31 protein-coding genes, 1 tRNA gene and 1 riboswitch are annotated in these 25,922 nt (G+C 69.1%); of the genes, 15 read left to right on the top strand and 17 right to left on the bottom strand.

All coding sequences use genetic code 11. From position 1 onward, the window contains the following. Position 1 precedes the first annotated feature (1 nt). The 3 genes from ABD727_RS10525 to cpaB are packed head-to-tail and all read right to left on the bottom strand — an operon-like array spanning position 2 to position 3,172. Positions 2-643: a CpaD family pilus assembly protein gene (locus ABD727_RS10525; RefSeq protein ID WP_344707365.1), complete on the bottom strand. Its 642-nt coding sequence runs from the start codon at positions 641-643 to the stop codon at positions 2-4. 29 nt (positions 644-672) lie between these two features. Then, on the bottom strand, positions 673-2,133 hold the full coding sequence (locus ABD727_RS10520; RefSeq protein ID WP_344707364.1) for a type II and III secretion system protein family protein: 1,461 nt from the start codon (positions 2,131-2,133) through the stop codon (positions 673-675). A gap of 1 nt (position 2,134) precedes the next feature. Beyond that, positions 2,135-3,172, bottom strand: coding sequence for a Flp pilus assembly protein CpaB (gene cpaB / locus ABD727_RS10515; RefSeq protein ID WP_344707363.1), 1,038 nt, complete (start codon positions 3,170-3,172; stop codon positions 2,135-2,137). A 150-nt stretch (positions 3,173-3,322) separates the two neighbouring features. Here cpaB and ABD727_RS10510 point away from each other — a divergent pair, with 150 nt between their 5' ends. After that, on the top strand, positions 3,323-4,390 hold the full coding sequence (locus tag ABD727_RS10510; RefSeq protein ID WP_344707362.1) for an NAD(P)/FAD-dependent oxidoreductase: 1,068 nt from the start codon (positions 3,323-3,325) through the stop codon (positions 4,388-4,390). Here ABD727_RS10510 and rnhA read toward each other — a convergent pair. After that, positions 4,387-4,809, bottom strand: a complete 423-nt coding sequence (gene rnhA, locus ABD727_RS10505; protein WP_344708071.1) for a ribonuclease HI — start codon at positions 4,807-4,809, stop codon at positions 4,387-4,389. The two genes, ABD727_RS10510 and rnhA, sit on opposite strands and share 4 nt — an antisense overlap. Before the next feature lie 32 nt (positions 4,810-4,841). Continuing rightward, positions 4,842-5,798: a 4-hydroxy-3-methylbut-2-enyl diphosphate reductase gene (ispH, locus tag ABD727_RS10500; RefSeq protein ID WP_344708070.1), complete on the bottom strand. Its 957-nt coding sequence runs from the start codon at positions 5,796-5,798 to the stop codon at positions 4,842-4,844. 50 nt (positions 5,799-5,848) lie between these two features. Here ispH and ABD727_RS10495 point away from each other — a divergent pair, with 50 nt between their 5' ends. Next, positions 5,849-6,481 (top strand): hypothetical protein, encoded by a 633-nt coding sequence (locus ABD727_RS10495; RefSeq protein WP_344707361.1) that lies wholly within the window; start codon positions 5,849-5,851, stop codon positions 6,479-6,481. Between the two features lie 11 nt (positions 6,482-6,492). Here ABD727_RS10495 and ABD727_RS10490 read toward each other — a convergent pair whose 3' ends face one another. Both ABD727_RS10490 and ABD727_RS10485 read right to left on the bottom strand, forming a co-directional pair. Continuing rightward, the gene (locus ABD727_RS10490) at positions 6,493-6,867 is read right to left on the bottom strand and encodes a hypothetical protein (RefSeq protein ID WP_344707360.1); all 375 of its coding nucleotides are present in this window, start codon (positions 6,865-6,867) and stop codon (positions 6,493-6,495) included. Further along, complete coding sequence (locus ABD727_RS10485; protein WP_344707359.1) at positions 6,864-8,126, bottom strand: vanadium-dependent haloperoxidase; 1,263 nt, start codon at positions 8,124-8,126, stop codon at positions 6,864-6,866. The genes ABD727_RS10490 and ABD727_RS10485 overlap by 4 nt, the downstream gene beginning before the upstream one ends. Positions 8,127-8,274: 148 nt before the next feature. Continuing rightward, positions 8,275-8,364, top strand: a riboswitch (glycine riboswitch). Between the two features lie 172 nt (positions 8,365-8,536). Between ABD727_RS10485 and gcvT the strand changes: the two genes are divergently transcribed. The 8 genes from gcvT to ABD727_RS10445 all read left to right on the top strand — a co-directional run bounded on the left by gcvT (position 8,537) and on the right by ABD727_RS10445 (position 15,386). Beyond that, positions 8,537-9,676, top strand: coding sequence for a glycine cleavage system aminomethyltransferase GcvT (gene gcvT, locus ABD727_RS10480; RefSeq protein ID WP_344707358.1), 1,140 nt, complete (start codon positions 8,537-8,539; stop codon positions 9,674-9,676). Further along, positions 9,677-10,048: a glycine cleavage system protein GcvH gene (gene gcvH, locus ABD727_RS10475; RefSeq protein WP_344707357.1), complete on the top strand. Its 372-nt coding sequence runs from the start codon at positions 9,677-9,679 to the stop codon at positions 10,046-10,048. 62 nt (positions 10,049-10,110) lie between these two features. After that, a complete protein-coding gene (locus ABD727_RS10470) occupies positions 10,111-10,791 on the top strand; it encodes a class I SAM-dependent methyltransferase (protein WP_344707356.1) in 681 nt (226 codons plus the stop codon). Between the two features lie 6 nt (positions 10,792-10,797). Beyond that, positions 10,798-12,159, top strand: a complete 1,362-nt coding sequence (gcvPA, locus tag ABD727_RS10465) for an aminomethyl-transferring glycine dehydrogenase subunit GcvPA (protein ID WP_344707355.1) — start codon at positions 10,798-10,800, stop codon at positions 12,157-12,159. Beyond that, positions 12,156-13,781, top strand: a complete 1,626-nt coding sequence (gene gcvPB, locus ABD727_RS10460) for an aminomethyl-transferring glycine dehydrogenase subunit GcvPB (protein WP_344707354.1) — start codon at positions 12,156-12,158, stop codon at positions 13,779-13,781. The genes gcvPA and gcvPB overlap by 4 nt, the downstream gene beginning before the upstream one ends. 23 nt (positions 13,782-13,804) lie before the next feature. After that, positions 13,805-14,305: a CcdC protein domain-containing protein gene (locus ABD727_RS10455; protein WP_344707353.1), complete on the top strand. Its 501-nt coding sequence runs from the start codon at positions 13,805-13,807 to the stop codon at positions 14,303-14,305. Beyond that, entirely contained in the window at positions 14,305-14,772 is a 468-nt protein-coding gene (locus ABD727_RS10450; RefSeq protein WP_344707352.1) for an abscisic acid-deficient protein Aba4 family protein, read from the top strand. Before ABD727_RS10455 ends, ABD727_RS10450 begins: the two co-directional genes overlap by 1 nt. Further along, a complete protein-coding gene (locus ABD727_RS10445) occupies positions 14,769-15,386 on the top strand; it encodes a DUF938 domain-containing protein (RefSeq protein WP_344707351.1) in 618 nt (205 codons plus the stop codon). Before ABD727_RS10450 ends, ABD727_RS10445 begins: the two co-directional genes overlap by 4 nt. On the opposite strand, the gene ABD727_RS10440 is transcribed toward ABD727_RS10445, so the two are convergent. Then, entirely contained in the window at positions 15,337-15,960 is a 624-nt protein-coding gene (locus ABD727_RS10440; RefSeq protein ID WP_344707350.1) for a phosphatase PAP2 family protein, read from the bottom strand. The genes ABD727_RS10445 and ABD727_RS10440 overlap by 50 nt on opposite strands. A gap of 45 nt (positions 15,961-16,005) precedes the next feature. On the opposite strand from ABD727_RS10440, the gene ABD727_RS10435 reads away from it, so the two are divergent. After that, a complete protein-coding gene (locus ABD727_RS10435; RefSeq protein WP_344707349.1) occupies positions 16,006-16,419 on the top strand; it encodes a PilZ domain-containing protein in 414 nt (137 codons plus the stop codon). A 45-nt stretch (positions 16,420-16,464) separates the two neighbouring features. Here ABD727_RS10435 and ABD727_RS10430 read toward each other — a convergent pair whose 3' ends face one another. The 4 genes from ABD727_RS10430 to folK all read right to left on the bottom strand — a co-directional run bounded on the left by ABD727_RS10430 (position 16,465) and on the right by folK (position 18,313). After that, the gene (locus ABD727_RS10430; RefSeq protein WP_344708069.1) at positions 16,465-17,091 is read right to left on the bottom strand and encodes a PilZ domain-containing protein; all 627 of its coding nucleotides are present in this window, start codon (positions 17,089-17,091) and stop codon (positions 16,465-16,467) included. A gap of 157 nt (positions 17,092-17,248) precedes the next feature. Next, positions 17,249-17,506, bottom strand: a complete 258-nt coding sequence (locus tag ABD727_RS10425; protein ID WP_344707348.1) for a hypothetical protein — start codon at positions 17,504-17,506, stop codon at positions 17,249-17,251. Positions 17,507-17,734: 228 nt separating this feature from the next. Beyond that, positions 17,735-17,807: transfer RNA gene (locus tag ABD727_RS10420), tRNA-Lys, on the bottom strand. A 14-nt stretch (positions 17,808-17,821) separates the two neighbouring features. Beyond that, on the bottom strand, positions 17,822-18,313 hold the full coding sequence (folK, locus tag ABD727_RS10415; RefSeq protein ID WP_344707347.1) for a 2-amino-4-hydroxy-6-hydroxymethyldihydropteridine diphosphokinase: 492 nt from the start codon (positions 18,311-18,313) through the stop codon (positions 17,822-17,824). 89 nt (positions 18,314-18,402) lie between these two features. Between folK and ABD727_RS10410 the strand changes: the two genes are divergently transcribed. Then, complete coding sequence (locus ABD727_RS10410; RefSeq protein WP_344707346.1) at positions 18,403-19,074, top strand: uracil-DNA glycosylase; 672 nt, start codon at positions 18,403-18,405, stop codon at positions 19,072-19,074. Next, entirely contained in the window at positions 19,067-19,561 is a 495-nt protein-coding gene (locus ABD727_RS10405) for a GNAT family N-acetyltransferase (RefSeq protein WP_344707344.1), read from the top strand. The genes ABD727_RS10410 and ABD727_RS10405 overlap by 8 nt, the downstream gene beginning before the upstream one ends. A gap of 141 nt (positions 19,562-19,702) precedes the next feature. On the opposite strand, the gene ABD727_RS10400 is transcribed toward ABD727_RS10405, so the two are convergent. The 3 genes from ABD727_RS10400 to ABD727_RS10390 form a co-directional block, all read right to left on the bottom strand. Next, positions 19,703-19,960 (bottom strand): hypothetical protein, encoded by a 258-nt coding sequence (locus tag ABD727_RS10400; RefSeq protein ID WP_344707343.1) that lies wholly within the window; start codon positions 19,958-19,960, stop codon positions 19,703-19,705. A gap of 447 nt (positions 19,961-20,407) precedes the next feature. After that, positions 20,408-21,259 (bottom strand): N-carbamoylputrescine amidase, encoded by an 852-nt coding sequence (gene aguB / locus ABD727_RS10395; RefSeq protein ID WP_344707342.1) that lies wholly within the window; start codon positions 21,257-21,259, stop codon positions 20,408-20,410. Positions 21,260-21,267: 8 nt separating this feature from the next. Beyond that, complete coding sequence (locus ABD727_RS10390) at positions 21,268-22,242, bottom strand: agmatine deiminase family protein (RefSeq protein WP_344707341.1); 975 nt, start codon at positions 22,240-22,242, stop codon at positions 21,268-21,270. An 82-nt stretch (positions 22,243-22,324) separates the two neighbouring features. Here ABD727_RS10390 and ABD727_RS10385 point away from each other — a divergent pair, with 82 nt between their 5' ends. Continuing rightward, the gene (locus tag ABD727_RS10385; RefSeq protein WP_344707340.1) at positions 22,325-23,866 is read left to right on the top strand and encodes a glycosyltransferase 87 family protein; all 1,542 of its coding nucleotides are present in this window, start codon (positions 22,325-22,327) and stop codon (positions 23,864-23,866) included. Here the strand turns inward: ABD727_RS10385 and rpsD are convergent. After that, the gene (rpsD, locus tag ABD727_RS10380) at positions 23,854-24,468 is read right to left on the bottom strand and encodes a 30S ribosomal protein S4 (RefSeq protein WP_344707339.1); all 615 of its coding nucleotides are present in this window, start codon (positions 24,466-24,468) and stop codon (positions 23,854-23,856) included. The two genes, ABD727_RS10385 and rpsD, sit on opposite strands and share 13 nt — an antisense overlap. Before the next feature lie 160 nt (positions 24,469-24,628). Here rpsD and ABD727_RS10375 point away from each other — a divergent pair, with 160 nt between their 5' ends. Further along, the gene (locus ABD727_RS10375) at positions 24,629-24,934 is read left to right on the top strand and encodes a chorismate mutase (protein ID WP_344707338.1); all 306 of its coding nucleotides are present in this window, start codon (positions 24,629-24,631) and stop codon (positions 24,932-24,934) included. On the opposite strand, the gene ABD727_RS10370 is transcribed toward ABD727_RS10375, so the two are convergent. Then, positions 24,931-25,902 (bottom strand): TauD/TfdA family dioxygenase, encoded by a 972-nt coding sequence (locus ABD727_RS10370; RefSeq protein WP_344707337.1) that lies wholly within the window; start codon positions 25,900-25,902, stop codon positions 24,931-24,933. The genes ABD727_RS10375 and ABD727_RS10370 overlap by 4 nt on opposite strands. Positions 25,903-25,922 lie beyond the last annotated feature (20 nt).

Raw genomic sequence — 25,922 nt, 5'->3', positions numbered from 1 at the left:
CTCAATTGCCTCCCGAGTTCTTGGTGCTGATGTCCTTGAGCGGACCCTCACCGGTCAGTTTCTTGGCGCGATAGGACTGGATGGCGCGGACGCCCGTCGCCGGGTCGCTGACACCGGCCTCGCGACCGCTGGCGAGGTCGGCCGGGTTGGCGACCATGGCAGCCAGGTTGGCGTTCACCGCGCAACCATGGTTGCTCATCAACTCGTTGTTGTAGGTCGGACTGCTCGCCTTCGACCAGTTGGGGCAGCCCGGAACGTCGGCGCGGGTGCGCGAGACGACCACCCGGACGGCGCCCGGCGGGATCGCGCCCGGGGTGACCGGAGCGCCGTCGGCGACCAGCAGCCCATAGTTGGCGGCGACCCGCGCCACGTCGCCGCGAGCGCTCATGCTGTAGGGGCCGTCGATCGAGATGACGTCGCCGTAGCCAAGCGCCAGCCCGCGGAACCAGCCGTCAAGACGGGCGGCTTCACTCGGGTCGATGCTGCCGCTCGGGGCGGCGAGGTCGAGGGCGAAGTCGGCCCGGCTGACCACCGGCTCGTTGATCGGGACGATCCCGCGGGCGGGTTCGTCGACGCCGCGCTTGACGCCGCAGCCGGCCAGGGCCGCCGAGGCGAGCAGCAGGAAGGAGAGCTTGTGCATCATCGGAAGTGCATCCTTGTCCTGAAGCCGGATCACAGCTTGAAGCCGGGAGCGGGGAGGGCGGCGGCGCTGTTCGAGGCACCGGCGCCGGTTGCCATTCCCGGCCGCGGAGCCGAGGCCACCGGCCGTGGGCCCGAGGTGCCGTTGAAGGTCTGGCCCTCGTAGAAGACGTTCCCGTCGCGCGGCGTGCGATAACCGTCCACCGGAAGCGCCATCCGGCCATTGACCGGGCGGACGAGGTACGGCGTGACGATGATCACCAGCTCCGTCTCCGACTTGCGGAAGCGGGTCGAGCGGAACAGCGTGCCGAGGATCGGCAGGTCGCCGAGGAAGGGCGCGCGATCGATCGAGTTCTGGTTGCTGGCGCGGAGCAGGCCGGCGAGCATGAAGCTCTGGCCCGAACCGAGCTCGACCGTGGTCTCCGCCCGGCGGGTGGTGATCGCCGGAACCTCGAAGCCGTTGAGCTTGAGCGAACCTTCGTTGCTCAGCTCGCTGACTTCGGGGCGGACGCGCATCGAGATGCGGCCGTCGGCAAGCACGATCGGGGTGAAGGCGAGGCCGACGCCATATTGCTTGTACTCGATCGAGATCCCGTCGTTGCCCTGGTTGACCGGGATCGGGAACTCGCCGCCGGCGAGGAAACTGGCGGTCTCGCCCGACAAGGCGGTCAGGTTGGGCTCGGCCAGCGTGGAGACGAGGCCGTCGGTCTGAAGCAGGTCGATCGCGCCAAGTATGTCGAGCCCGAGCAGCCTTCCGGCACCGCCCAAGGTAAGGCCCGCACCGGTGCCGACGACCTTCAACGGAGCGCTCGGCGCAGCCGGGGCAACAGCTCCCGCAGCACCCTGCGCAATGCCGAACTGGAAGCCGCTGGTTCCGTCCTGGCTGAACAGGTTCACGCCGATCTGCTTAAGCGCCGAGCGGTTCACTTCGGCGATGCGGACCTTGAGGTTGACCTGCAGGGGCACCGCGGTGCGCAGCCGGCTGACCACCTGGGTGCCCTCGCCGACATAGGCCTGGGTCAGGCGCTGGGCCTCGGCGGCATCGTCGGGCGAGGCCACGGTCCCGGTGAGCAGCACCAGGCTGTTCATCGGAGTCGCCTGGATCTGCGCCTCGGGCATCGCCATCCGCAGCATCTCGTCGACCGAGGAGATGTTGTTCCCGACCCGGACATTGGCGGCATAGACCACCCGGCCCGACTTGTCGGTCGCATACACCGTCGTCTCACCCCGGGTCTTGCCGAAGATGTAGAGCTGGCTGTTCGAGCGCACCTGGACGTCGGCGATCGCATCGTTGGCGACGAAGATGTCGCTCATCGGGGCGGACAGGCGAACCAGGGTGCCGGTGCCGGACGAGAGGTTGAGGGTCTCCGACGGACGGGCGGCCATGGGCTGCGCGGCGGCGGGAGTGGCGGCCAGGCTCAGTGCCGAGACACCAAGGGCCAGGGCGGCGAAGGCCGAAGCCATGCTGCCCGTGCGGCGGATCTGCTTGCTCATTTTAACGAGCCCCCACTGGAACGAAGCTGACATTGTTGCCGCGGGCGACACGGACCGTCGGCTGGGCCGCGGACGAACCGCCACCCGAGCTGCCGACGCCGCTCTGGGCGACACGGACGGTGCCGCTGACGGCGACCGGAGCATTGTTTTCGCGCGGCTTGGCCGGGACGGTGCGGCGCTGGAAGCGCGACACGTCACCACCGGTGGCGAAGGTCGGAGTGCTGTCGATCGGCTGGTTGGCGACCGCCAGCAGCATCTTGCGCTCTTCGGCTGGGTTGGTGCCGGCGGGCAGCTTGACCTCGCCGCTGGCAACCATCCGCTCGAGTTCGGCGGTGTTGTCGGCCAGGCTGCGAAGCGCCAGGCTGAGGCCGCCGAGGCTCTGCGCCACCGCGATCTTCTCGGCGATCTTCGGCGTCACTTCCATCGTCACGTTGGCGAAGGTCTTGACCAGCGGCCGTCCATCCTCGCCCTTGCTGTCGACCCGCTGGTCGGTGGCAAGCACGCGCAGGTTGCGGACGATCGTCTCGGAAACGCGCAGCGGCGGACCGTCGCCACCGCCCTCGACCGACTGGGTCAGGACCATGTCGACCCGGTCGCCCGGGAAGATGAAGCCGGCGACCCCGGTGGTGTCGTTCACGGGAACGGTGATCGCCCGCATTCCGGGGCTCAGCGCCGCGGCGAGGAAGCCGCGGTCCTGCGGGCCGACCAGCGTCCCGCGGGTCAGCGGCTGCCCGGCGGTGACCGGGTTGCGCACGACCATGCCGATCAGCTTGGTGACATTCGCATCGGGCGCGCCGTCGGTGTAATAGGCCTGCTGCATCAGCTCGGCCGGCCACGGCTGGAACTGGAAGCTCTCGGCGTCGATCAGGGTGCCGACGGGAAGCGCCTTGCGCGCCACCAGGATCCTCGGACCCTGCGGCACGGCGGCCGCCTTGGCTTCCGGAGCGGCTGCGCCGGTAAACATGTTCTTGGCCATGACGGCCGTGACCGCCGCAATCAGCAACGCCCCGACCAGCAGCGCAATCTTCTTCACATCCATGGCGACACCCGCCCCTTCCTCACTGGGAGAAACTTCAGACGGACATTCATTCGGCCAAATTGGTTAAGATATGGTTCGGCGAACTTTGCCTCGGCGGCGGGTCGGCAATGCTGGACGGAGCGGCCCCATAGGCTCTAACCGATTGGCATCGTGAGCCGCTTCGACATTCTCATCGTGGGCGCCGGGATCGCCGGGGCGAGCCTCGCGGCGGCGCTGGCCGGTCGTCGCCGGCTGATCCTGATCGAGGCCGAAAGCCAGCCCGGCTACCATTCGACCGGCCGCTCCGCCGCCTTCTGGCACGAAGGCTATGGCGGCCCGCTGGTCGCGCCACTCACCCGCGCGAGCCACCCCTTCCTCGCCCAAGGTGGCTATCTGTTCCCGCGTGGGGCCATTCACATCGCCCGCATCGGCGAGACGGTCGAACTGGTCGAGGGCGTCGCTTCCGAGCCGCTCGACCGCGCCGCGCTGGAGTCGCAAATCCCCGGCCTTCGCCCCGAATGGCACCACGGAGCGCTCGAGCATGGCCTTGCCGACATCGATGTCGCCAGGCTCCACGGCGACTATCTCGGCCAGGTCCGTCGCTCGGGAGGCGAGGTCCGCAGCGATTCGCGCCTCGTTGCCGCCACCCGCACTGCCGACGGCTGGAAGGTTCGCCTCGAGAATGGCGAAGAGGTCGAGGCCGACCTCCTGGTTGATGCCGCCGGAGCCTGGGCCGACGAGGTCGCACGCGCTTGCGGCGTCCGCCCGCTCGGCCTTGCGCCCAAGCGCCGGACCATGGTCCAGCTGCGGCTCGACCGGGGCGGGCTCAAGCCGCTTCCCCTGGTCGTCGGCGCCGACGGCAGCTTCTATTTCAAGGGCGAGGGCGACCGCTCGATCTGGCTCAGCCCGCACGACGAGAACGACTGCGACCCGTGCGATGCCGCGCCCGAGGAGCTCGATGTCGCCACTGCCATCCACCGCTTCGAGGCTGTGGTCGACTGGAAGATCGAGGCGGTCGAGCGGCGCTGGGCGGGGCTTCGCACCTTCACCCCCGACCGCGTCCCCGCGATCGGCTATGCCGCCGACGAGCCGGCCTTCTTCTGGTGTGCGGGGCAGGGTGGCTTCGGAATCCAGACCGCGCCCGCCGCGGCGGCGCTCGGAGCGGCGCTGATCCTTGGCGATGGCAAAGTACCTGCTGGGGTCGCTCCGGCCCGCTACGACCCGGCGCGCTTCTTCTAGCCGCGCATCCCCTCGGCGGCGGCGCAGGCGAGTTCGTCGACCCGCTCATTCTCGGCGTGTCCGGCGTGCCCCTTGACCCACTTCCACTCGATCCGGTGGCCCTCGACCGCGGTGCACAGCGCCTGCCACAGCTCGGCATTCTTGACCGGCTTCTTGTCCGCCGTCCGCCAGCCGTTGCGACGCCAGTTGTGGACCCACTTGGTGATGCCGTCCTTCACATACATGCTGTCGGTCGACAGCACGACGAGGCAGGGGCGGGTCAGTGCCTCGAGACCGCGGATCGCGGCGAGCAGCTCCATCCGGTTGTTGGTGGTGTGCGGCTCGCCTCCCGACAGTTCTTTCTCGCGCGCGCCCATGCGGATCAGCACGCCCCAGCCTCCGGGGCCGGGATTGCCCTTGCAGGCCCCGTCGGTGAACATCTCGACCCGTGGCAGGTCGACGGGATCGCCGCTCACGCGACCAGTTCGCGCGGCAGCTTGAAGGTCAGGTTCTCCGGCACATGGTCGGTTTCCTCGCTGGTCAGCAGGAACCGCTCCGACAGCGCCTCGATCACTTCCTCGACCAGCACCTCGGGGGCCGAGGCGCCCGCGGTCAGACCGACCGTGCGCGGCTCGCCGAGCCATTCCCAGTCGATCTCGACGGCACGCTGGATCAGCCGGGCGGGAACGCCCTCGCGCTCCGCCACCTCGGCCAGCCGGAGCGAGTTGGAGCTGTTGGGAGCGCCGATCACCAGCATCTTGTCGACCCGCGGCACGATCGCCTTGACCGCCGCCTGGCGGTTGGAGGTCGCGTAGCAGATGTCCTCGCCGCGGGGCGCACGGATCGCGGGAAAGCGCCGCTGGAGCGCGGCGACGATCGCCGCCGTATCGTCGACCGACAGCGTCGTCTGGGTCAGGAAGGCGAGGTTCTCGGGGTCAGCGACGACCAGGTCGGCGACATCGTCCTCGGTCTCCACCAGGGTCATCGAGCCGTGCGGCACCTGGCCGAAGGTGCCGATCACCTCGGGATGGCCGGCATGGCCGATGAACAGGATGTGCCGCCCGGCCTCGATCAGCCGCTGCGCCTGGCGGTGAACCTTGCTGACGAGCGGGCAGGTCGCGTCGAGATAATCGAGCCCGCGGCCCTGCGCCTCGGCCGGGACCGACTTGGGGACGCCATGCGCCGAGAAGACCACCGGCACGCCGTCCGGAACCTCGGAGATTTCCTTCACGAACACCGCGCCCATCGCCTTCAATCGGTCGACGACGAAGCGGTTGTGGACGATCTCGTGGCGGACATAGACCGGCGCCCCGTAGCGCTCGAGCGCCAGCTCGACGATGCGGATCGCCCGCTCGACCCCGGCGCAGAAACCGCGCGGAGCGGCGATGATCAGGTGGAGTGGGGGACGCTCATGCAGCATGGCGGCCATGTAAGGCATCGCTTGCTAGAGGAGAAGGGCCTTCCTATGAGCTTGCGCTTATGAAGAGATCTCTCGCCACCGTCGCCCTTGCGCTCGTCCTCGCCGCCTGTGCCCGCGATGGGCAGATTGCCAACGGCGGCGTCTATGTCACCCGCTCGGGCTGCCCGCAGGTGGCGATCCCGGCAGCGACCGGTGACGTCACCCTGTTCGACCCGGCCGGAAGCACCGACAGCCGGGCGATCGACGTGGTCGCGACGATCACCAACATGCGCGTGTCCTGCACCGAGGACGCCGCCAACGTCGTCTCGGTCGCGACCTTCGACGTGGTCGCCACCCGCCGCGATCCCGCCGCTGCCCGGCAGGTCGTGCTGCCCTTCTTCGCCGTCGCCATGCAGGGCGGGACCAACGTCACCGCCAAGAAGGTCGCCGGGGTCGCGCTCAACTTCCCGGCCGGAAGCCTGCGTGCGCAGACCACCAGCCAGGCGACCGCCCGCGTTGCCCGCTCGGCGGTGGTGCTCCCGGCCGACATCCAGCGCGAGCTGACCCGCGAGCGGCGCCCCGGCGACGCCGACGCCGCGGTCGACCCGCTGAGCGATCCCAAGGTCCGCGACGCCGTCGCGCGGGCGAGCTTCGAGCAACTGATCGGCTTCCAGCTCACCCCCCAGCAGCTCCGCTACAACGCGACTCGCTGAGCCAGTCCGGGTCAGGGCGTGGCAGGAATCTCCGCCGGCCGCGACCGGGTGACGAGATAGGCCGCGAGCAGCGGCAGGACCACGCCGGCAGCGACCAGCCACCATGGGTCCGGGAAGCTGAACGCGCTCGCGACCACGCCGAGCGCGACCAGTACGGCGATGATCCAGGCCGTCCCCGCCCAGCGCGAGATGCCGCTCCCGATTGAGCCGCCGACGGCGGCGCCGAGCACCCAGCCCACGAGCACCACGAGATACATTGCGGTGGTCGCCTCGGCCGGGCTCGCCGGTGCGCCAAGGGCGAGATGACCGAGTTTCTCGACAGAGAGGATGGTCGCCGTGGAGAAGCCGAACCCCGCCAGCGTTCCGATGATCCGCCGCGCAATCATGACGCCGGCCTCACCTCGGCGGCGGGGAGGGGCTGAAGCGCTCGCTCGAGGCCGAGCCTCGCGACCTTGCGGCCCATCGCCTCGCCGGCCTCGTTGCTGAAGCGATAGTGCACTCCGCCCAGCGTTCGCGAGAAGCTCACCTGCCGCGCCCATTCGTCCCAGTCGGGGGTGACCTGCACCGCCGAGGTGCCGAGCGACCCGCTTGCGATCCGCACGCCCCACGCCGGCTTCAGCCCTCCTACCGCGGTCATCAGCTCGGCGGTCGCGCCCGCGCCGATGCAGTGGCCGCAGGGATATTCGGGATGGCCGGGCGTGTTGATCAGCGGCAGCCAGCCCGGCTCGGCCGACGTCGCCGGATTGTCGTCTGCGTCGGCGTTGCGTATCGCGGTGATCGGTCGCCAGTAATTGTAGAACAGCTTGCCGTCGGCCATCGCCATGCCCGCGTCATCGCCGATCATGCTGTAGAGGGCGAAGACCCGCGCATTGTCGACCAGCCGCCGACCCTGCTGGTCCATCATCTCGCGCAGCGCGGGCATCTCGTCGCTGTTGATCCGGTAGCGCGCCATCAGCGTCTGGGTCGCGGTCCGTTCCTTGCTGGTCATGCCGCCCAGCCGCCGCACCTCGTCGAGGTCGCGGGCGTAGCGCTCGCTGGTCAGCGCCGGGGGCGCCGCGGGCCGGACCTCGCTGGCGCTCTTCAGCACCCAGGGCCGGTAGGCCACCGAGTAGGGGCCGAGCACGGGAAGGTTGGTCGGTACCCACCGTCCGGGCGCCGTCAGCGGCCGGTAAGGTGACTGCGCGACCTTGCTGTCGATGTCGGGGATGGCAAGCACTGCCGCCGCCGCCTGCTTGCCGATCGCCACTGCCTCGGACTTGGCTGGCCCGTCGGCGATCCCGGCCATGGCGAGGTCGTAGCTTTCCTGCAGCGCGGTCTTGTTGGCGGGCGCGAGCTTCAGCAGCACCTCCGTCGCCGCGGTCATCGCCGCGGCCTGCTGGTCGGCGGCGGCCGAGCCGACCGGCATCGCCACATAGCTTTGGTAGCGGTGGTCGATGGCGTTGAGTGCCTCGAACATGGCGAGCGCGACCTTGGTCTCGCTATGATCGCCATTGCCGTCGCGGATCATCGTCAGCTGTCCCTGCGTCGGACGGTCGGGAAGCGCCTTGCGGGCAAAGTCCATCCATTCGCAGATGGTGTCGGCCTGCGCCGGCGCGGCAAGGAAGCCGAGCGCGGTCGCGGCAAGCAGGGTCTTGGTGCGCATCATGTTCGAGTCCCCCTCAAGGATGCTGATCCAGATTAACACGGCGCGGCCGCAGCTCCGCGTGGAATCTTCACGTACCGCCACAAGTCGCGTTGACAGGGCGGATGGCGTCTTTCAGAGCCATGGGCAGCCGATCCGGTGGCGACATCGGGCCAGGCGCGCGGGAGAGTAGGGCACCACCCTACGCCGAAGGAGCAACCGCCCCCGGAATCTCTCAGGCACCGAGGACCGCGCACCTGTTAGGCTGTCTGGAAAGTGCGGGCCGGAGCGTCTCCGACCCGCCGCCGAAGGGGTAACCTCGGGAAGCCGGGGGAAAGCTCTCAGGTCGCAAGGGACAGACGGGGGTTCGACTGGGTGAGCGGCGCAGCGATGCGGCACTCGCCGCGTGACCGAACCCAAGCCGGAGCTTGCCCGTGGCCGACACTCTTGAACTCGAACTGGGCAGCCTTCCGCTCGACGGCTGGCATCGCGCCCGGGGCGGCCGGATGGTGCCCTTCGCCGGCTACCACATGCCCGTCCAGTATGAGGGCATCATCGCCGAGCATCGCTGGACGAGGCAGCATGCCGGGCTGTTCGACGTCAGCCACATGGGCCAGCTCATGCTGCGCGGCCCGCAGGTGGCGGAAGCGCTCGAGACACTTCTCCCCGGCGACATCACCGGCCTTCAGCCCGGCCGGATCCGCTACTCAATGCTGCTCAACGAGACGGGCGGGATCATCGACGACCTGATGGTCACCAACGTGACGCCCACCGGCGGCGAGCCCACCTATTACATGGTCGTCAACGGAGCGACCAAGGCGGGTGACATCGCCGACCTCCGCCGCCGCCTTCCGGCCGAGATCACCATCGAGCATCTCGACGACCGCGCCTTGCTCGCGCTGCAAGGTCCCGAAGCGGCCGCCGTCGTGGAAGCGATCTGGCCGGGCGTCGGCGACGAGCTCTCCTTCATGCAGGGCACGTCGCGCGACTGGGAAGGCGTCGCGGTCGGCTTCGGCCGCTCGGGCTACACCGGCGAGGACGGCTATGAGCTGTCGGTCCCCAACAGCCATGCCGAGAAGCTCGCCGACCTCCTGGTGAGCGACGAGCGGGTCCGCCCGATCGGGCTCGGTGCGCGCGATTCGCTCCGGCTCGAGGCCGGGCTTCCGCTCTACGGTCACGATCTCGACGAGCAGACCACGCCCGTCTCCGCCGACCTCCTCTTCGCCATCAACAAGCGCCGCCGCGCCGACGGCGGCTTCGCCGGCAGCGACCGGATCCTCGCCGAGATCGAGCAGGGGCCGGTCGCCAGGCGCATCGGCTTCACCGTCGAGGGCCGCCAGCCGGTCCGCGAGGGCGGGCGGATCCTCGACGCCGAGGGCAATGAAGTCGGCCGGGTCACCAGCGGCGGCTTCTCGCCCAGCCTCGAGGCACCGATCGGCATGGGCTATGTCGCCACGACGCTCGGCGCGCCCGGAACGGCTCTGACGCTCGAGCAGCGCGGAAAGCTGTTCCGCGCCACCGTCACGCCGATGCCGTTCGTTCCGCATCGCTATCATCGCAAGGGGAAAGCATAGATGAGCCTTCATTTCACCAAAGAGCATGAGTGGATCCGGGTCGAAGGCGACACCGCCACCGTCGGCATCACCGACCATGCCCAGCACCAGCTCGGCGACATCGTCTTCGCCGAGGCCCCCGAGGCCGGCAAGCAGCTCGCCAAGGGCGGTGACGCGGCGGTGGTCGAATCGGTCAAGGCCGCGAGCGACGTCTATGCGCCAGCCTCGGGCGAGGTGGTCGAGGCCAATCCGGCGATCGCCGACGATCCCTCGATCATCAACAGCGACCCCGAGGGCGAGGGCTGGTTCTTCAAGCTCCGCCTGTCCGATCCGTCCGAGCTCGACGCCCTGATGGACGAGGCCGCCTACCGCGACTGGGTGGCGACGCTCTGACCGACGCGCCTGCCTCGACTTCCAGCTGGGACGCCGCCGACTATGCGAAGGTCGGCGGCTTCGTGCCCGCGCTCGGCCAGGCCGCGCTCGACCTCCTCGCGCCGCAACCGGGCGAGCACATCCTCGACATCGGCTGCGGCGACGGCACGCTGACGCTCAAGATCAAGGAAGCCGGCGCCGAGGTGGTGGGCATCGACAACAGCCTGTCGATGATCGGCGCCGCTCGCGCCAAGGGGCTCGACGCCCGGCTTATGGACGCGGCCGAGCTCAAATTCTCCGAAGCGTTCGACGCCGCTTTCTCCAACGCCACCCTCCACTGGGTGCTGGCCAAGGATCGCGCCGCCCGCGCCATCTGGTTCGCGCTCAAGCCCGGCGGACGCTTCGCCGGCGAGATGGGCGGGGCGGGCAACCTCGCCGCGCTCCGCCGCCACCTCGACGACGAGCTGGTCGAGCGCGGCTTCGGCCCGCCGACCTATGCCGCCAACTGGTACCCGACCCCGGAAGAGTTCGCCGAGCTCTACCAAGGCGTCGGCTTCCGCGACGTCGACGCCGAGCTGATCGAACGCCCGACCGAGCTCGAGCATGGCGTCGAGGGTTGGGTGCTGACGTTCCGCGCCGGTTGGCTCGACCGCGCCGGCGTGCCGCTCGACCAGCGCCCCGACATCGCCGCCGCGGTCGCCCGTCGCCACGGCAGCACCACCGCCGACTACATCCGCCTCCGCTTCACCATGAGGAAGCCCTAGACTCCCATGCGCTACCTTCCACTGACCGACGCCGACCGTTCGGCGATGCTCGAGACCATCGGCGTGTCCCATGTGGACGAGCTGTTCCGCGACGTTCCCGAAGAGGCCCGTCTCGACGGCCCGATCCGCGACCTCCCGCTGCATGCCTCCGAGCTGTCGGTCGAACGCCAGCTCTCCGCGCTTGCCCGGAAGAACGTGCCCGCGGGCGACGTTCCCTTCTTCCTCGGCTGCGGCGCCTACAAGCACCATGTTCCGGCAAGTGTCGACCACCTGATCCAGCGCGGCGAGTTCCTCACCGCCTACACGCCCTACCAGCCCGAAATCGCGCAGGGCACGCTGCAGGTCCTGTTCGAATTTCAGAGCCAGGTCGCCCGGCTCTACGGCTGCGAGGTCGCCAACGCCTCGATGTACGATGGTTCGACCGCGATGTGGGAAGCGATCGGCATGGCCGGGCGCATCACCCGCAAGAACCTCGCCATCATCCACGAGGGCGTCCACCCGCATTATGTCGCGGTCGCGCGGACCATGGCGAAGTTCACCGGCACCTCGATCGCTGACCGCGCCCCGACGCTTGACGCCGACATGAAGGTCGACGCGCTGCTCGCCGAGATCGCGGCCAACGAGCCGAGCTGTGTGGTCGTCCAATATCCCGACATCCTCGGCCGGGTGACCGACCTCCAGCCGATCGCCGATGCCGCCCACGCCAAGGGCGCGCTGCTGATCGCGGTGGTGACCGAGCCTGTCGCGCTCGGCATGCTCAAGGCCCCGGGCGAGATGGGGGCCGACATCGTCGTCGGAGAAGGCCAGTCGATCGGCGTCGGCCTCAACTTCGGCGGGCCCTTTGTCGGCCTGTTCGCCTGCCGCGAAAAGCATATCCGCCAGATGCCCGGCCGTCTTGCCGGCGAGACGATCGACGCCGACGGCAAGCGCGGCTTCGTTCTCACCCTCTCGACCCGTGAGCAGCACATCCGCCGCGAGAAGGCGACCAGCAACATCTGCACCAACTCGGGGCTGTGCGCGCTGGCCTTCTCGATCCACATGACCCTGCTTGGCGAGAAGGGCCTGCGGCAGCTGGCCGAACTCAACCACGCGCGGGCCGCGGCACTCGCCGGACGGCTCGCCGCCGTCCCCGGCGTCCGGCTGGTCAACGACCTCTTCTTCAACGAATTCACCCTCGAGCTTCCGGTCGAGGCGCGGCCCGCCGTCCACCGGATGGTCGAGAAGGGCGTGCTTGGCGGCGTTTCGCTCGGCCGGCTCTACCCCGACGAGCCGCAGCTTGGCCGAGGGCTGGTGGTGGCGGTCACCGAGACCGCGACCGACGAGGATTTCGATGCGCTCGAAGCGGCGCTGACGGAGGCGTGCAAGTGACCATCAACCAGAGCGGCTGGAAGCCCACGACCCCCGTCGCCGGTGCCACCGACACCGGCACCGTCACCGGCAACCGCGCGCTGATGCTCGAGGAAGCCCTGATCTTCGAGATCGGCGACACCGAGACGACCGGCGTCGACATCGTCCCGGCGGGCGATGAGGCGAAGCCCGCGGCCGGCCTGTCCTCGCTCCTCCGCTCGGCTCCGATCGGCCTCCCCGGCCTGACCGAGCCCGAGACGGTGCGTCATTACACCCGCCTGTCGCGCCAGAATTACGCGATCGACCTCGGTCTCTTCCCGCTCGGCTCGTGCACGATGAAGCACAATCCGCGGCTCAACGAGAAGATGGCGCGGCTGCCCGGCTTTGCCGACATCCACCCGCTCGCCCCGCGCGAGACGGTGCAGGGCGCGCTCGAGCTCATCAACACGCTCGCCTTCTGGCTGATCGACCTGACCGGCATGCACGGCGTCGCGATGAGCCCCAAGGCCGGTGCCCACGGCGAATTGTGCGGCCTGCTCTGCATCCGCGCCGCCCTGGAGGCCCGCGGCGACGCGCGCGAGGTCGTGCTGGTCCCCGAGAGCGCCCATGGCACCAACCCCGCCACCGCCGCCTTCTGCGGCTACCGGGTCGAGAACATCCCGGCGACCCCGGCGGGCCGTGTCGACCTCGAGGCGCTCAAGGCCCGGCTCGGGCCCGACGTCGCGGCGGTGATGATCACCAACCCCAACACCTGTGGGCTGTTCGAGCCCGACATGAAGGCGATCAGCGACGCGGTCCATGCCGCCGGCGGCTTCGTTTATTGCGACGGCGCCAACTTCAACGCGATCGTCGGCAAGGTCCGTCCGGGCGACCTCGGCGTCGATGCGATGCACATCAACCTCCACAAGACCTTCTCGACGCCCCACGGCGGCGGCGGCCCTGGCTCGGGCCCGGTGGTCCTGTCGGAAGCGCTCTCGCCCTTCGGCCCCTTGCCCTACACGGCCAAGACCGCCGACGGGGTCGTCCACCTGATCGAGGAAGAGCAGGCCGACGAGTTTGCGACCGAGCATTTTGGCGGGCCGCTCCAGAGCTTTGGCCGGATGACCGCGTTCCACGGCCAGATGGGCATGTTCACCCGGGCGCTCGCCTACATCCTCAGCCACGGCGCCGATGGCCTCAAGCAGGTCGCCGAGGACGCGGTGCTCAATGCCAACTACGTCCTGCGCAGCCTCGAGGACGTGCTCGACGCGCCCTTCGGCCACTCGGGCCCGTGCATGCACGAGGCGCTGTTCAGCGATAAGGGCTTCGGCGAGGGCATCAGCACGCTCGATCTCGCCAAAGGGCTGATCGACGAGGGCTACCACCCGATGACCATGTACTTCCCGCTGGTGGTGCATGGCGCGATGCTGGTCGAACCGACCGAAACCGAGAGCAAGGCCGCGCTCGACCAGTTCATCATGGCGCTTCGCCATGTCGCCGAGCGGGCGCGGGCAGGGGACCAGAGCCTCAAGTCGGCTCCGGTTCATGCGCCCCGCCGCCGCCTCGACGAGACGCTCGCGGCAAGGAAGCCGGTGGTCGCCTGGAAGCAGCCCGCGCCTGACGGTGCCGACCGCCCGACTCCGAGCGAAGTCGGAGACCGCTGATCGACTGGACCCAGGGCAGCCTGATGATGACCGTCGTCGGGCCGCTTCTGACGCTGGCTCTCGTGCTTGCCTGGCGGCTCCGCAAGCCGGGGCGGGAACGCGGCCTCTCAGCCTGGTTCCTGTGGTTCGCGCCCGCCGCCTACCTGCTCGTCATCCTGGTCGTCGCCGGGCTCCATCCGCCGTCTTCGGCCGGATGGCTGCTGCTGGTCGCCGGGCTGCTGGTCGGGGGGCTTGCCGGATGGTGGCGCGGGCGCCTCTTCCGGCTTCGCCTCGACGAGGCAAGCGGCCTTGTCCTGATGCGCCGCTCGCGCTGGGCGGTGACCATGCTGGTGGCGATCGTGTCGCTGCGCTTCCTCGCCAACCTCTGGCTGGCCGAGGGAAGCCGCGGCGCGCTGCTGCTCGGCGACGCGATGCTCGGCCTTCTCCTCGGCCTCGTCGCGGTGACCCGGATCCAGATCGCGCGCCGGGCCGCCGCGCTGCGCCGCCCGTTGAGCGCCTCAGCGAACCGCTCTAGCGTCGCCTGATGACCTGGAATGCGCTCTTCGGCCTGACCAACCTTGTCGCCCTGCTCGGCTGGGCGGCGCTGCTGCTTCTGCCCCGCCGGCCGCTGACCCACAGCTTCATCCTCTTCGCGGGCGTCGGCCTGCTCTGCCTGGCCTATACGGTTATGCTCGGGCTCACCGTCAGCGGCACGGTCGATCCCGCCGGTCAGCCCGGCGCCGCGCCGTTCGATCCGTCCGACTACAGCATCGCCGGGCTTCGCAGCCTGTTCCTTTCCGACGGCGGGCTGGTCATCGGCTGGACCCACTATCTCGCCTTCGACCTGTTCGTCGGCCTGTGGATCGGCCGTGACGCCGACCACAAGGGCTATTCGCGCCTCGTCCAGGCACCCTTCCTGCTGCTGACCTTCCTCGCCGGGCCGCTCGGCCTGTTGCTGTGGCTCGCGGTGCGCGACCGCCGTGCCCGCCGCCTCGCGAAGAGCGCAGGGTGAAGCGCAGCGCGCCCGCGGCGCTCCGCAACCGCGAGCCGATCCTCGCCGTCCTGCGCGAGTGGCTTCCTTCGGCTGGCGACGTGCTCGAAGTGGCGAGCGGGACCGGCGAACACGCCCTCTTCTTCGCCGATGCGCTCCCCGCGATCCGCTGGCAGCCGAGCGATCCCGATCCCGAGGCCGTCGCCTCGATCGCCGCCTGGCGCGAGGAAGAGGGGACGCCCAATCTCCTTGCCCCGCTCACCCTCGATGTCTGCGCCGCTGAGTGGCCCGTCGCCCGCGCCGATGCGCTGGTCGCGATCAACCTCGTCCACATCAGCAGCCGCGAGGCCAATGCCGGGCTGCTCGACGGCGCCGCGCGGCTTCTTCCCGCGGGCGCCCCTTTGATCCTCTACGGTCCCTGGCGCGTGCGGGGCGAGACGCTCGCCCCGTCGAACCTCGCCTTCGATGCCGCGCTTCGCGAACGCGATCCCGCTTACGGCCTGCGCGAGCTCTCCGCCTTCGCCGCCGAAGCCTCGAGCCGCGGCCTTCGCCTCGCCGAGCGCCGATCGATGCCCGCCAACAACCTCATGCTGCGCTTCGTGGCCAGCGGTAGAAGGTCGCCCACAGCAGGCTGACGAAGGCCGCTCCGAAGATCCACCCGCCGAGCACGTCGCTCGGCCAGTGCACCCCCAGCACCGGCCGGGTGGCGCCGATCGCCAGCGAGCCCGCCACCGCCGCGCCGACCGCCGGTGCCCGCCAGCGCGGCGGCGCGAGGTAGAGCGCGAGCGCGAGGAAGGTCAGCATGGTGTTGCCGGCATGGCCGCTCGGAAAGCTCTGCGAGAAGACCGGCACCGGATGCGCGTCGAGGTTGGGGCGAGGGCGGTGGACGATCAGCTTGAGAAGCTCGATCGCAAGTCGTCCGCCGAGCACGGTCACCAGCAGCCCCGTCATCCGCCGCCGCTTGCTCCGCCACCACAGCCACGCCGCCCCGAGCGCGGTCGCCGCCAGCAGAGTCTCGGCACTGCCGACATAGGTCAGGAGGATGATCACGCCCTCCGCCTGCGGGTGCGCGGTGCGCCAGTCGACGAAATGGCGGATCACCGCGACATCGAGCGGCTGCCCGGCCCCGCCGCCCCAGCCGAGCAGGATCAGCAGCAGCGCCGCCAGCAGCAGCAAGGCGATATTCTTATATTGGGGATGATCGGCCATGCGGCGTTAAACGAAGTTTTACCTGGTCGGTCTAGGCCATCCCGCATGGATGAAAGCGGTCAGGTGCAGAATCGGCGTCAGCGTCGCTCGAACGTGCTGCTCAGCGCCACGCTCGAGGCGGGCGGACGCTCGCTCGACGTCAAGCTGCGCAACCTCTCCGCCGAGGGCGCGCTCGTCGAGGGCGACGTGCTCCCGGTCGAAGGCGCCGAGATCCGCTTCCGCCGCCAGGAACTGGTGGTGGGCGGTACGCTGGTCTGGGTTCGCGGCAGTCGCGCCGGGGTCAGCTTCCACCAGCCGCTCAGCCCCGAGGCGCTGCTCCGCCACGTGCCGACGCCGCGCCCGCGGGTCGCGCCCGACTTCCGCCGCCCGGGGCTTGCCCCGCGCCCGCTGACCGACAGCGAACAGCGCTTCGCCCGCACCTGGACGGTCACCGCGAACAGCGACCTCAGCGGCAAGTAATCGACTATCGTAAGAAGGGGCGGGGACGATCCGCCCGCGTGCGGGTCAGGCCGCGCGGCTCTCGCGCTGGTTGCGCAACCACTCGATCAGCATCGGCAGCGGAAGCAGCCGGTTGAAGGTGATCCCCGCAAAGCCGTCGTCGGTCCAGCGCACCACCGCGGGCTGCGCCGGGAGCCCCGGAAGCGCGACCACCACCTCGGCATTGCGTGCGAACAGCACCGGGGTTTCGACCTTCACGCCGCCCTGGCTGATGTCGCAGGCCCGCCCGCGAAAGATGCTCGCCCCTTCGCGGATGGTGACGAAGCTGCTGGTCTCGATCCGCGGCATTCGCGGCCGCGGCCCGTCCTCGCTCTGCGAGAGCATGGCGATGACGTCGATCGTCCGGTCGAACTCGAGCCCGACGTTGGGCTCGCGCACCCAGGCGACCTTGCCCTCGAGAGGCTGCCCGTACTTCAGCTCGACCTTGAGTCGCTGACCGATCCTGAGACCGCCCGTGTACAGCCGAAGCATCGCGCCGCCGGCCGAGATGTTCTTGATCAGGCACAGCTCGCGCCGGTCCTCGACCAGCATGGTACCGACGCGGAACAGGGTGAGATGGCGGTCGCCCGTCCGCCGCTCCTCGGGCGAGGGCGCGGCTCCACTGAGGGAGTAGAGGGTGGTTTCGACCGGCATCTCATCCACTTTATAGCTCCCCGGGCACAACTTCGGCGGGCCGGCCGCCAATCCCTGTCCGTCCTTTCTAAGGCCCGAATGCTTGCTCAAAAGTTAGGCGAAAGCACCCGGTACGGAGCCAATTGCGGGACAAAGAGTCCCACGATGGTGCGATTACTCACGGCCGCGCGGTCGGCACCTTGAAGCGGTCGGCAACGCCGTCGACCGAGGCTTCGACGTGCGATCCGCTGATCCGGTAGTGGAAACGGGTGCGGGCGGTGTCGCGGTAGAAGCCGCGCAGGTGTACGGTCCCGTCGCTGTCGATCTCGCGGGTATAGACCGCGCGGACCCCGTCGCGGTTGAACTGCCGCGGCATCACTTCGACGGTCGGAGTGAGGCTGCTTGCGGCGGCGGCGGTCATCAGCAGTGCGAACATGGTGGTCTCCCTTGATGGTTGTCGGCGAGCCTCGCGGCTCGTCGACCGCCACCCTGCAGAAGGCGTGCCAGAAGGAGACTTTCGGTGCGCTCGCAGCAACTTGGCCAAGATCCGCAGGGAGGGCTCCGCTCGCCTGTCAGTGTCGCAGTGCCATAGTATGGTAATACGCACCAATTCGCCGCGCGAATGCCGGTGGCCATCATCGTATGGAGAGTTTGGGGAAAGGCGTGAGCCGTGCTGGGCTCGAACCAGCGACCCGCTGATTAAAAGTCAGCTGCTCTACCGACTGAGCTAACGGCCCACGCGAGGGCGCACCTAGGGCCTTGCGCGCCGCTTGCCAAGGCAGGCCATCATCTGCCGCGCGGTGAGTGCCCCACGAATACGCAGGTCCGGCGCGATCGCGGCGAGCGGAAGCAGCATGAAGGTCCGCTCGGCGAGCGCCGGGTGGGGCACGATCAGCCGCCGCGAGCGCACCGGGCCGCCGCTCCAGAAGAGGATGTCGAGGTCGAGCACCCGCGGGCCCCAGCGCTTGCCCGGGCGGCGGCCATAGTCACGCTCGATGGCCTTGAGCGCGTCGAGCATGGCATGGGGCTCGAGGGCACTTTCCACCAGCACCACGGCATTGGCGAAGTCGCGGCCGGCACCGCCGCTCGCGGGATTGAGCAGGATCGGCGAGGAGTCGAACAGGGTGAAGCCGCGGTCGAGCTCTGCCACCGCTGCGGCGACCACCCCGGTCGGGCGCCCGTGTCGCCCGTGCGGGCGATTGGAGCCGACGGCGATGGCATAGAGGTGCGCGGGCTGGGCCATAGGCCGACCGCCCTGAGCGAAGTCGAGGCGCGCTGGCAAGGCCAAGAAGGTGCTTCGACTTCGCTCGGCACGAACGATATGGAAGCGCCATGCTCTTCCCCGCCGCCCCGGTCGTCTCCCCCGTGCCCCAGGCCGAAGCGCCGCGCGACTGCCCCCTGTGCCCGCGCCTGGTCCGCTTCCGCGAGGAATGCCGGGCCGAGCACCCGGCCTGGTGGAATTCGCCCGTCCCCGCCTTCGGCGATCCCGACGCCTGGCTGGCGGTGGTCGGCATGGCGCCCGGCAAGCAGGGCGCAAACCGCACCGGTCGACCCTTCACCGGCGATTTCGCGGGGGAATTGCTCTACGCAACGCTTCTGAAGTTCGGCCTCGCGACCGGCACCTACCGCGCCGATCCGTCCGACGACATCAGGCTGGATGGCGCGCTGATCCTCAACGCGGTCAAGTGCCTGCCACCGCAGAACAAGCCCGAGCCCGCCGAGATCGCCACCTGCCGAAGCTATTTCGAGGCTGCGCTCGCCCAACTGCCCAAGGTCCGCGTGCTGGTCGCATTAGGCGCCATCGCCCATGCCGCCGCCGCGCGGGCGCTCGGCCTGCGCCCTTCCCAGGCCAAATTTGGCCATGGCAGCGAGGCCGTCGCGCCCGACGGCCGGATCCTGCTCGGCACCTATCATTCGAGCCGCTACAACCAGAACACCGGCCGCCTCACCGCGCCGATGTTCGAGGACGTGTTCGCGCAAGCCATGACCCATCGCGATGGTTGAATCGATCCGGACCGAACGTCTGCTCCTCCGCCGCGCCCGCGCCGAGGATGCCGTCGCGCTGCACCCCATCTTCACCGACCCCGAGGGGATGCGCTACTGGTCGACCCTGCCGCACGAGAATCTGGCGCAGACCGAGGAATGGCTCGCCTCGATGATCGACGCGCCCGCCGACACGAGCGACGACTTCATCCTCGACCTCGACGGGCGGGCGATCGGCAAGCTCGGCTGCTGGCGACTGCACGACGTCGGCTACATGCTCGGTCGCGAGCATTGGGGACACGGCTATGCCGGCGAAGCGATGGCTGCCTTCCTCGCCCATCGACGCCGCATGGGATCGACCGAGATCACCGCCGACACCGATCCGGGCAACCTGCCCAGCATCCGGCTCCTCGAGCGCCACGGCTTCGTCGAGACGGGCCGGGCCGAGAATACCTGGCTGATCGGCGGCGTCTGGCATCATAGCATCTACTGGCGGAAGGACCTCTAGCGGGCTCCCGGGACGCTTGCGGCACCCCGTTGCCGCGGCAAGCGGCTGGGCTGTGGACTGCCCAGCCGCCCGCGACCGGCCACTAAAGGGGGGAAGGCCGGTCGCAGCCCCCCGGGTGAGAGGGGGCATGCGAGGACCAGTTCAATTCCCCCGGCAGGACGTCCCCGGAAGTCCGTTGAAGGGCGCTGGTCCCCCGAAGGACGCGCGGATCGCGCCATAGGCCTGCACCTGCGTGCTGGCCCCCGCGCCATCATCATTGAGACCCGAATATGCGCAGATGCTGCTCGCCGTGCCCGACCGGATCGGGGTCGACTCGCCCGTTCCGGTGACCTCGCCGGCCAGCGCCGGGGAAGCCATCACCACGGTTGCGATCAACAGATGCTTGCGAACGGATGTCATTTGTCTGTCTCCCTCCGTGACGCTCACACGACGAGAAAGCCCCGCGCGGCGGCGAGCCGCAGTTGCGGGCCGGGTCCTTGCTGAACCGAATTCGGTGCTGGTGCCTTCTCGACGACTCGGCCCCGCTCACGGAGAGGTGGAAGATCGAACGGGTCTAGTCACCTCGGCCTCGTGGCCTAGGCCTTGGCGACGGCCTTGCGCCTCCCCTGGGGAACGCCTCCGGAAATGCCTTGTGGAGTAGGATTGCGTCGGTTCTACTCACCAGGATGGTTCGCGAACACTCTTTCTCAACCGCTCAGGCAATGCTGTCGCATCCGCGCCTCGGCTGTGGCTTGGGCGCATCCTACAGGGGGGGAGCCGGGGCGACGCGAAACCCCCGCACCCTGTGAACTTCGAGAACTTCGACCGCCCGAAACCCGCTCACCCTGTGAACTTCGAGAACTTCGCTCAGATATCCTGGACCAATCGACCATACAGCTCGGGCCGGCGATCGCGAAAGAAGCCGAAGGCGGCGCGATGGCGGCGCGCGGCGTCGAGGTCGAGCTCGGCCGTCAGCACTCCCGTCTCGGTCGCACCGAACTCGGCCAGCAGGTCGCCGCGCTCGTCGCAGATGAAGCTGTGGCCGTAGAAGCGCTGGCCGCACTCGGTACCGATCCGGTTCGACGCGACCACCGGGACGACGTTGCTCACGGCATGTCCGATCATCGCCCGTCGCCACAGCCGGCTGGTGTCGAGGTCGGGGTCGTGCGGCTCGGTCCCGATCGCGGTCGGGTAGAAGAGGATCTCGGCGCCCATCAGCATCATCGCGCGCGCGGTCTCGGGGTACCATTGGTCCCAGCAGATGCCGACGCCGAGCTTCTCCGCCTGCGGCCCGTCCCACACCTTGAAGCCGGTGTTGCCCGGGCGGAAGTAGAACTTTTCCTCGTAGCCCGGCCCGTCGGGAATGTGGCTCTTGCGGTAGATGCCCGCGACCTTCCCGTCGGGCCCGATCATCGCCAGGCTGTTGTAGTGGTGCGGCCCGTCGCGCTCGAAGAAGCTGGTCGGGATCCAGATCTTCAACTCCTCGGCAAGGCGCTGCATCGCCAGGACGCTGGGGTGGCTCGCCGTCGGCTTGGCGGTGGCGAACAGCCCCTCGTCCTCGACCCGGCAGAAATACGGCCCCTCGAACAGTTCGGGCGGGAGAACCACTTGGGCACCATCGCCCGCGGCTTCGCGCACCAGCCCGGTGACGGCGGCGATGTTGTCCTCGGTGGAGCCGCCGGGCTCCAGCTGCATTGCGGCGACTTTGATCTTGCTCATCTTTGTCCTCAGGCCGGAATCTGCTGGCTGATGCAATGGAAGCTGCCGCCGCCGGTCAGCACATGGTCGGCGCGAAGGCCGCTGACGGCGCGATCGGGGAACAGCGCCTGGACGGCCTCGACCGCAGCGTCGTCGTTGGCGGCGCCGTAGAGCGGCACCACCACCGCGGCATTGCCGACGAGGAAGTTCATGTAGCTCGCCGGGATGACCTCGCCATCGACCTCGACCCGGCCGGGGGAGGGCAGGCGGACGAGCTCGAGCCCCGCCGCGGCGATCCGCTCGGCGGCATCGGCGAAGACGGCGGCATTGGGGTCGTCCTCGGCCGGCTCGGGAAGCGCGACCCGGCCCTTGCCGACGAAGCGGGCGAGATTGTCGACATGACCGTCGGTATGGTCGTTCGCCAGCCCCTCGCCGAGCCAGACCACCCGGCTCGCGCCGAGGTCGCGGGCCAGCCGCTGCTCGATCGCATCGCGGTCGAGGCCGGGGTTGCGGTTGGGATTGAGCAGGCACTGCTCGGTGGTCAGGAAGGTGCCCGACCCGTCCCCGTCGACCGCGCCGCCTTCGAGGATCCAGTCGGCCTTGGCGAAGGGCAGGCGGGCCGAGGCGGCAAGCCGCTCGCCGATGCTGTCGTCGCCCGGCAGGTCATACTTCCCGCCCCAGCCGTTGAAGCCGAACCCCTGCGCCGAACGGCTCGCACCCGACCCGAGCACGATCGGTCCGGTGTCCCGCAGCCAGATGTCGCCGAATGCCTCGGTCAGCACGGTCGCGAAGGGCGCCAGCCGCCGTGCCTCGGCAGCCGCGGCCTCGTCGGCGGCGACCAGGACGATCTCCTCGCCCTTGCCATCGGCATGCAGTGCTCGCGCCAAGGCGGTGACCTCGGCCTGCGCAGGTCCGAGGTCCTCGAGCCAGAGCTCGGGATCGCTGGGGAAGCCGAGCCACATGGCGGCATGGGGCGCCCATTCGGGCAGGGGAGGGTGGGGCATGGCGGGCCAGATAGCGACGAGTGCCGCCAAGTCCAAGCGAGTGCCCCTTGCGCCGCCGCCCGCGAGGCGGAATGGATGGCCCATGGGGGAGACGATCAAGACCCGCTGGCTGCTGCTCGCGCTCGGCCTGCTGTTCCTCGCAGTAGCGCTTTCGGCGCCGGTCAACCATGACGAGAGCCAATATGTCGCCGCCATCGCCCTGATGCGCGAAGGGCTGCCCTATCGTGACTGGGCCTATCTCCAGACGCCGCTCCAGCCACTGCTGCTGAGCCCGCTCTCCCTGCTGCCCGCAGGCTGGCTTCTGGTGGGAGCGAGGCTCGCCAACGTGGCCTTCGCGCTGGTCGCCAGCTGGGCCCTGCTGCGGCTGCTCAAGGGCCGCACGCCCTTCTGGGCCGCGGCGGTGGCGGTGGGCGGCATGGCGACGACCAACGCCTTTCTGTTCGGGACCGAGGTCGCGCGCAACGACATGCTCCCCGTCGCGCTGCTGAGCCTGGCGCTGCTCGTCTTCATGCCCCGCCAAGGGCTGGACTGGCGACGGGCGGCGCTCGGCGGGCTGTGCCTCGGGCTCGCCATCTCGGCCAAGATCAGCCTTGCGCTGCCCGCCGCCGCGATCGGCCTGTGGCTCCTCTGGCGGTCGCGGGAGATCGGCTGGCAGGTTATCGCCGCTGCGGCGCTTGGCGGGATCGCCGGCCTGCTGCCCTGCCTCATCCTCTACGCGCTGGCACCCGAGCCATTCGTCTTCGGCGTCTTCACCTACAGCCTCGAGGCCCCGCAACAGTTCTGGACACTGGTCGGAATGCCGCAGGTCCTGACCCCGCTGGTCAAGCTGCGCGAACTCGGGATCGAAACGGTCGAGGGCGCGACGCTCGCCGCGCTTTTGGTCTGGCTACTCACCCTTCGCCAGGGCGGGCCCGAGCGCCGCTTGCTCGATGCGGCGATCCTGGGCGGCCTCCTCGCGGCTTACCTGCCCGACCCCTTCTTCCGCCAATATCTGATCCCCTTGCTCCCGCCGCTGTTCGCCCGCGCGGCGCTCTCGCTGCCCGCGCTGACGCATCGCTGGCGGCAGGTGGCAATCGGCGCCGGCGCGATCACCGCCGGGGTGGGAGCGAGCGGGAGCGTGGGCAATGTCGTATTGGCCGCGCAGCACCCGCTCGAGCTGATGGAGACCGTACAGCGCGCACGGATTGTGGCGGCGATGACCAAAGGCAGGATGGTCGCGACCCTGTCGCCTGAACAAGTGGCAGGAAATGACGTCCGCCTCGATCCGCGCTTCGCCGCAGGTCCCTTCCTCTTCCGCACAACCGGCAATTTGGGGCAGGCCACGAGGCGCATCACGGGTGCCGCGATCTGGGAAGAGGCAGAAGCGCGTACACTCGCCCTCCCGCCCTTCGTCGTCACCGGCGGAGAGGGCAAGCCGCGCCCTCCGGCCTTCCCCTACGGTGTTGAAGCACCGCTGAGCAGACAGGTCATCTCACGTTATTACAAGTCGATCCGCCTGCCAGGGGAAGGCTGGTTCCTGTGGATCGCACGCACAGAAAAGGGGTGGGCCGAAGCGCCACCCCTTAATTGTCCGCCGGAGAACCGGCAGCCTATCTGTCTGAAGCTGACGTATCAGCGCGAGTAGAATTCGACCACGAGGTTCGGCTCCATCCGGACCGGATAGGGCACCTCGTCGAGGGTCGGGACGCGGCTGTAGGTCACCTTGGCAGTGCCGTCGGGCGAGACGTAGTCGGGGATGTCACGCTCGGCGAGGCTCTGCGCTTCCATGACCAGCGCCATTTCCTGCGCCTTGGGGCCGAGCTCGATCACGTCGCCGACGTTGATGCGGCGCGAGGCGATGTTGCACTTGCCGCCGTTGACCCGGACGTGGCCGTGGCTGACGAGCTGGCGGGCCGCCCAGATGGTCGGCGCGAACTTGGCGCGATAGACGACCATGTCGAGACGGCGCTCGAGCAGCCCGATCAGGTTCTGGCTGGCGTCGCCCTTCATCTTGCTGGCTTCGAAGAAGGTCCGCTTGAACTGCTTCTCGGTGACGTCGCCGTAATAGCCCTTGAGCTTCTGCTTGGCGCGCAGCTGGATGCCGAAGTCCGACATCTTGCCCTTGCGGCGCTGGCCGTGCTGGCCGGGGCCGTATTCGCGCTTGTTGACCGGGCTCTTGGGACGTCCGAAGACGTTCTCGCCCATGCGGCGGTCGAGCTTGTACTTGGCGCTGGTGCGCTTCGACATAATCAGTTCCTCAATTGCGTTACTATCGTGTTCCGGAACCGCGCTACGTCTGACGATGTCAGGGCAGGGCCGCCGCTTCACCGGAGTGCGGGGCCAATTGCGAGCGCGCCCCTTAGAGGGAGGGGTTGCTCTGGTCAAGGTCGCGGCTATGGGCAGGACCATGGACCCGCTAAGAGATCCCGAGGACTGCACCACCATGGCGGAGGTCCGCGCAGGCGTCGACGCGATCGACCGGGCGATGGTCGCGCTGCTTCGCCGCCGCTTCGGCTTCATGGACGCGGCGGCCCGGATCAAGCCCACTCGCGATGCCGTGCGCGACGAAGACCGCAAGGCCGAGGTGCTCGCCAACGTCGAGCGCGAAGCCCAGCGGCTTGGAGTCTCGACCGAACTGACGGCGCGATTGTGGGAAGATCTGATCGAGACCTCGATCGCCCACGAACTCGCCCGCTGGGACGCGACCCGCTAGGCGCGCATCCGCTCGCGGGTCGGCGGGGTGAAGCTGCGGCTTCGCCAGAAGGGGTCCTTGCCTTCCTCGGGCTGTGCAGGAGCGAAGGGCAGATAGCCGAAATAGCTGGCGATGCGACGGCCTCGTGGATCGCTGATCGCGCGCCGTCCGTGCATGAAGCGGCTGTTGTCGAGAACGAGGACGTCACCCGGCTGCCAGCGATGCGCGTAGGTGAGCGTCGCGGCGGCTTCGCGGATGGCGCCCAGCCAGGTCTCCGGAACCGGCTGACCGTCGTCGAGGCAAGGAAAGTTCGGGCGGTGCAGATAGTCGCGCGCGAACAGCACGAAGTTGCCGAAGCAAATCCGGTCGTCGAACAGTGGCCTGTGCAGCAGCGGTCGTGAGAAGCCTCGGATGATCCCGCCGCGCACGCGCCGGAACCAGTAGGGGCAGGAGGCCGGCGGACTGGCGAGCAGCGTATCGTCGGGCGTCAGGGTGCCGAGCCAATGCTGGAGAAGTTCAGGCGGCGCGGCCTGGATGTAGAGGAGCCGCCGGCCCTTCATCTGCTCGACCAGCGCGGCAGGCAGCCGCTCTACGATCCCGACCCCGTCACAGACGGTGGTCTCGCCATCGCTCGACGGCGCGGCGAAGCAGGCGAACAGGCAGGCGTCGGGCCGCCACGGCTCGCGCGACAATTCAGGGTGGAGAGGGAAAGGATCGGTACCGAGATTGACCGTCTGCACAGTCGTTTCCGCCGACAGAGTCTCGCGATCCGGGCTCTCGTTGAAGACGCTGATTGGGCAAAGGGTACGGGCGAAGCGCTCGAACGACGCGACCTCGGTCGCGAAGCCGCGCACCAGCAGGGCGCCGTAGCGCCGCAAATGCTCTCCCACTTGCGACGGGTCGAGCGTATCGAGCGGGACGTCCGCTCCTCCGACGATCGTCGCAAGCGGCAGGTCGGGGGAGGGCTCGGAGAGGGTGAAGGCGCTCACCAGCCGAGCGATAGCCGATG

This window comes from Sphingomonas swuensis (genome assembly GCF_039538045.1).
In the GTDB taxonomy this organism is placed as follows: Bacteria; Pseudomonadota; Alphaproteobacteria; order Sphingomonadales; family Sphingomonadaceae; genus Sphingomicrobium; species Sphingomicrobium swuense.
The sequence above is the reverse complement of the archived record's forward strand: the minus strand, read 5'-3'. Positions and strand labels throughout refer to the sequence as shown.

Coding starts and splice junctions, on each gene's coding strand:
- ABD727_RS10525 (WP_344707365.1), bottom strand. CDS start 643: ATGATGCACAAGCTCTCCTTCCTGCTGCTCGCCTCGGCGGCCCTGGCC.
- ABD727_RS10520 (WP_344707364.1), bottom strand. CDS start 2,133: ATGAGCAAGCAGATCCGCCGCACGGGCAGCATGGCTTCGGCCTTCGCC.
- cpaB (WP_344707363.1), bottom strand. CDS start 3,172: ATGGATGTGAAGAAGATTGCGCTGCTGGTCGGGGCGTTGCTGATTGCG.
- rnhA (WP_344708071.1), bottom strand. CDS start 4,809: ATGTTCACCGACGGGGCCTGCAAGGGCAATCCCGGCCCCGGAGGCTGG.
- ispH (WP_344708070.1), bottom strand. CDS start 5,798: ATGGCCGCCATGCTGCATGAGCGTCCCCCACTCCACCTGATCATCGCC.
- ABD727_RS10495 (WP_344707361.1), top strand. CDS start 5,849: ATGAAGAGATCTCTCGCCACCGTCGCCCTTGCGCTCGTCCTCGCCGCC.
- ABD727_RS10490 (WP_344707360.1), bottom strand. CDS start 6,867: ATGATTGCGCGGCGGATCATCGGAACGCTGGCGGGGTTCGGCTTCTCC.
- ABD727_RS10485 (WP_344707359.1), bottom strand. CDS start 8,126: ATGATGCGCACCAAGACCCTGCTTGCCGCGACCGCGCTCGGCTTCCTT.
- gcvH (WP_344707357.1), top strand. CDS start 9,677: ATGAGCCTTCATTTCACCAAAGAGCATGAGTGGATCCGGGTCGAAGGC.
- gcvPA (WP_344707355.1), top strand. CDS start 10,798: ATGCGCTACCTTCCACTGACCGACGCCGACCGTTCGGCGATGCTCGAG.
- ABD727_RS10455 (WP_344707353.1), top strand. CDS start 13,805: ATGATGACCGTCGTCGGGCCGCTTCTGACGCTGGCTCTCGTGCTTGCC.
- ABD727_RS10450 (WP_344707352.1), top strand. CDS start 14,305: ATGACCTGGAATGCGCTCTTCGGCCTGACCAACCTTGTCGCCCTGCTC.
- ABD727_RS10440 (WP_344707350.1), bottom strand. CDS start 15,960: ATGGCCGATCATCCCCAATATAAGAATATCGCCTTGCTGCTGCTGGCG.
- ABD727_RS10435 (WP_344707349.1), top strand. CDS start 16,006: ATGGATGAAAGCGGTCAGGTGCAGAATCGGCGTCAGCGTCGCTCGAAC.
- ABD727_RS10430 (WP_344708069.1), bottom strand. CDS start 17,091: ATGCCGGTCGAAACCACCCTCTACTCCCTCAGTGGAGCCGCGCCCTCG.
- ABD727_RS10425 (WP_344707348.1), bottom strand. CDS start 17,506: ATGTTCGCACTGCTGATGACCGCCGCCGCCGCAAGCAGCCTCACTCCG.
- folK (WP_344707347.1), bottom strand. CDS start 18,313: ATGGCCCAGCCCGCGCACCTCTATGCCATCGCCGTCGGCTCCAATCGC.
- ABD727_RS10410 (WP_344707346.1), top strand. CDS start 18,403: ATGCTCTTCCCCGCCGCCCCGGTCGTCTCCCCCGTGCCCCAGGCCGAA.
- ABD727_RS10405 (WP_344707344.1), top strand. CDS start 19,067: ATGGTTGAATCGATCCGGACCGAACGTCTGCTCCTCCGCCGCGCCCGC.
- ABD727_RS10400 (WP_344707343.1), bottom strand. CDS start 19,960: ATGACATCCGTTCGCAAGCATCTGTTGATCGCAACCGTGGTGATGGCT.
- aguB (WP_344707342.1), bottom strand. CDS start 21,259: ATGAGCAAGATCAAAGTCGCCGCAATGCAGCTGGAGCCCGGCGGCTCC.
- ABD727_RS10390 (WP_344707341.1), bottom strand. CDS start 22,242: ATGCCCCACCCTCCCCTGCCCGAATGGGCGCCCCATGCCGCCATGTGG.
- ABD727_RS10385 (WP_344707340.1), top strand. CDS start 22,325: ATGGGGGAGACGATCAAGACCCGCTGGCTGCTGCTCGCGCTCGGCCTG.
- rpsD (WP_344707339.1), bottom strand. CDS start 24,468: ATGTCGAAGCGCACCAGCGCCAAGTACAAGCTCGACCGCCGCATGGGC.
- ABD727_RS10375 (WP_344707338.1), top strand. CDS start 24,629: ATGGACCCGCTAAGAGATCCCGAGGACTGCACCACCATGGCGGAGGTC.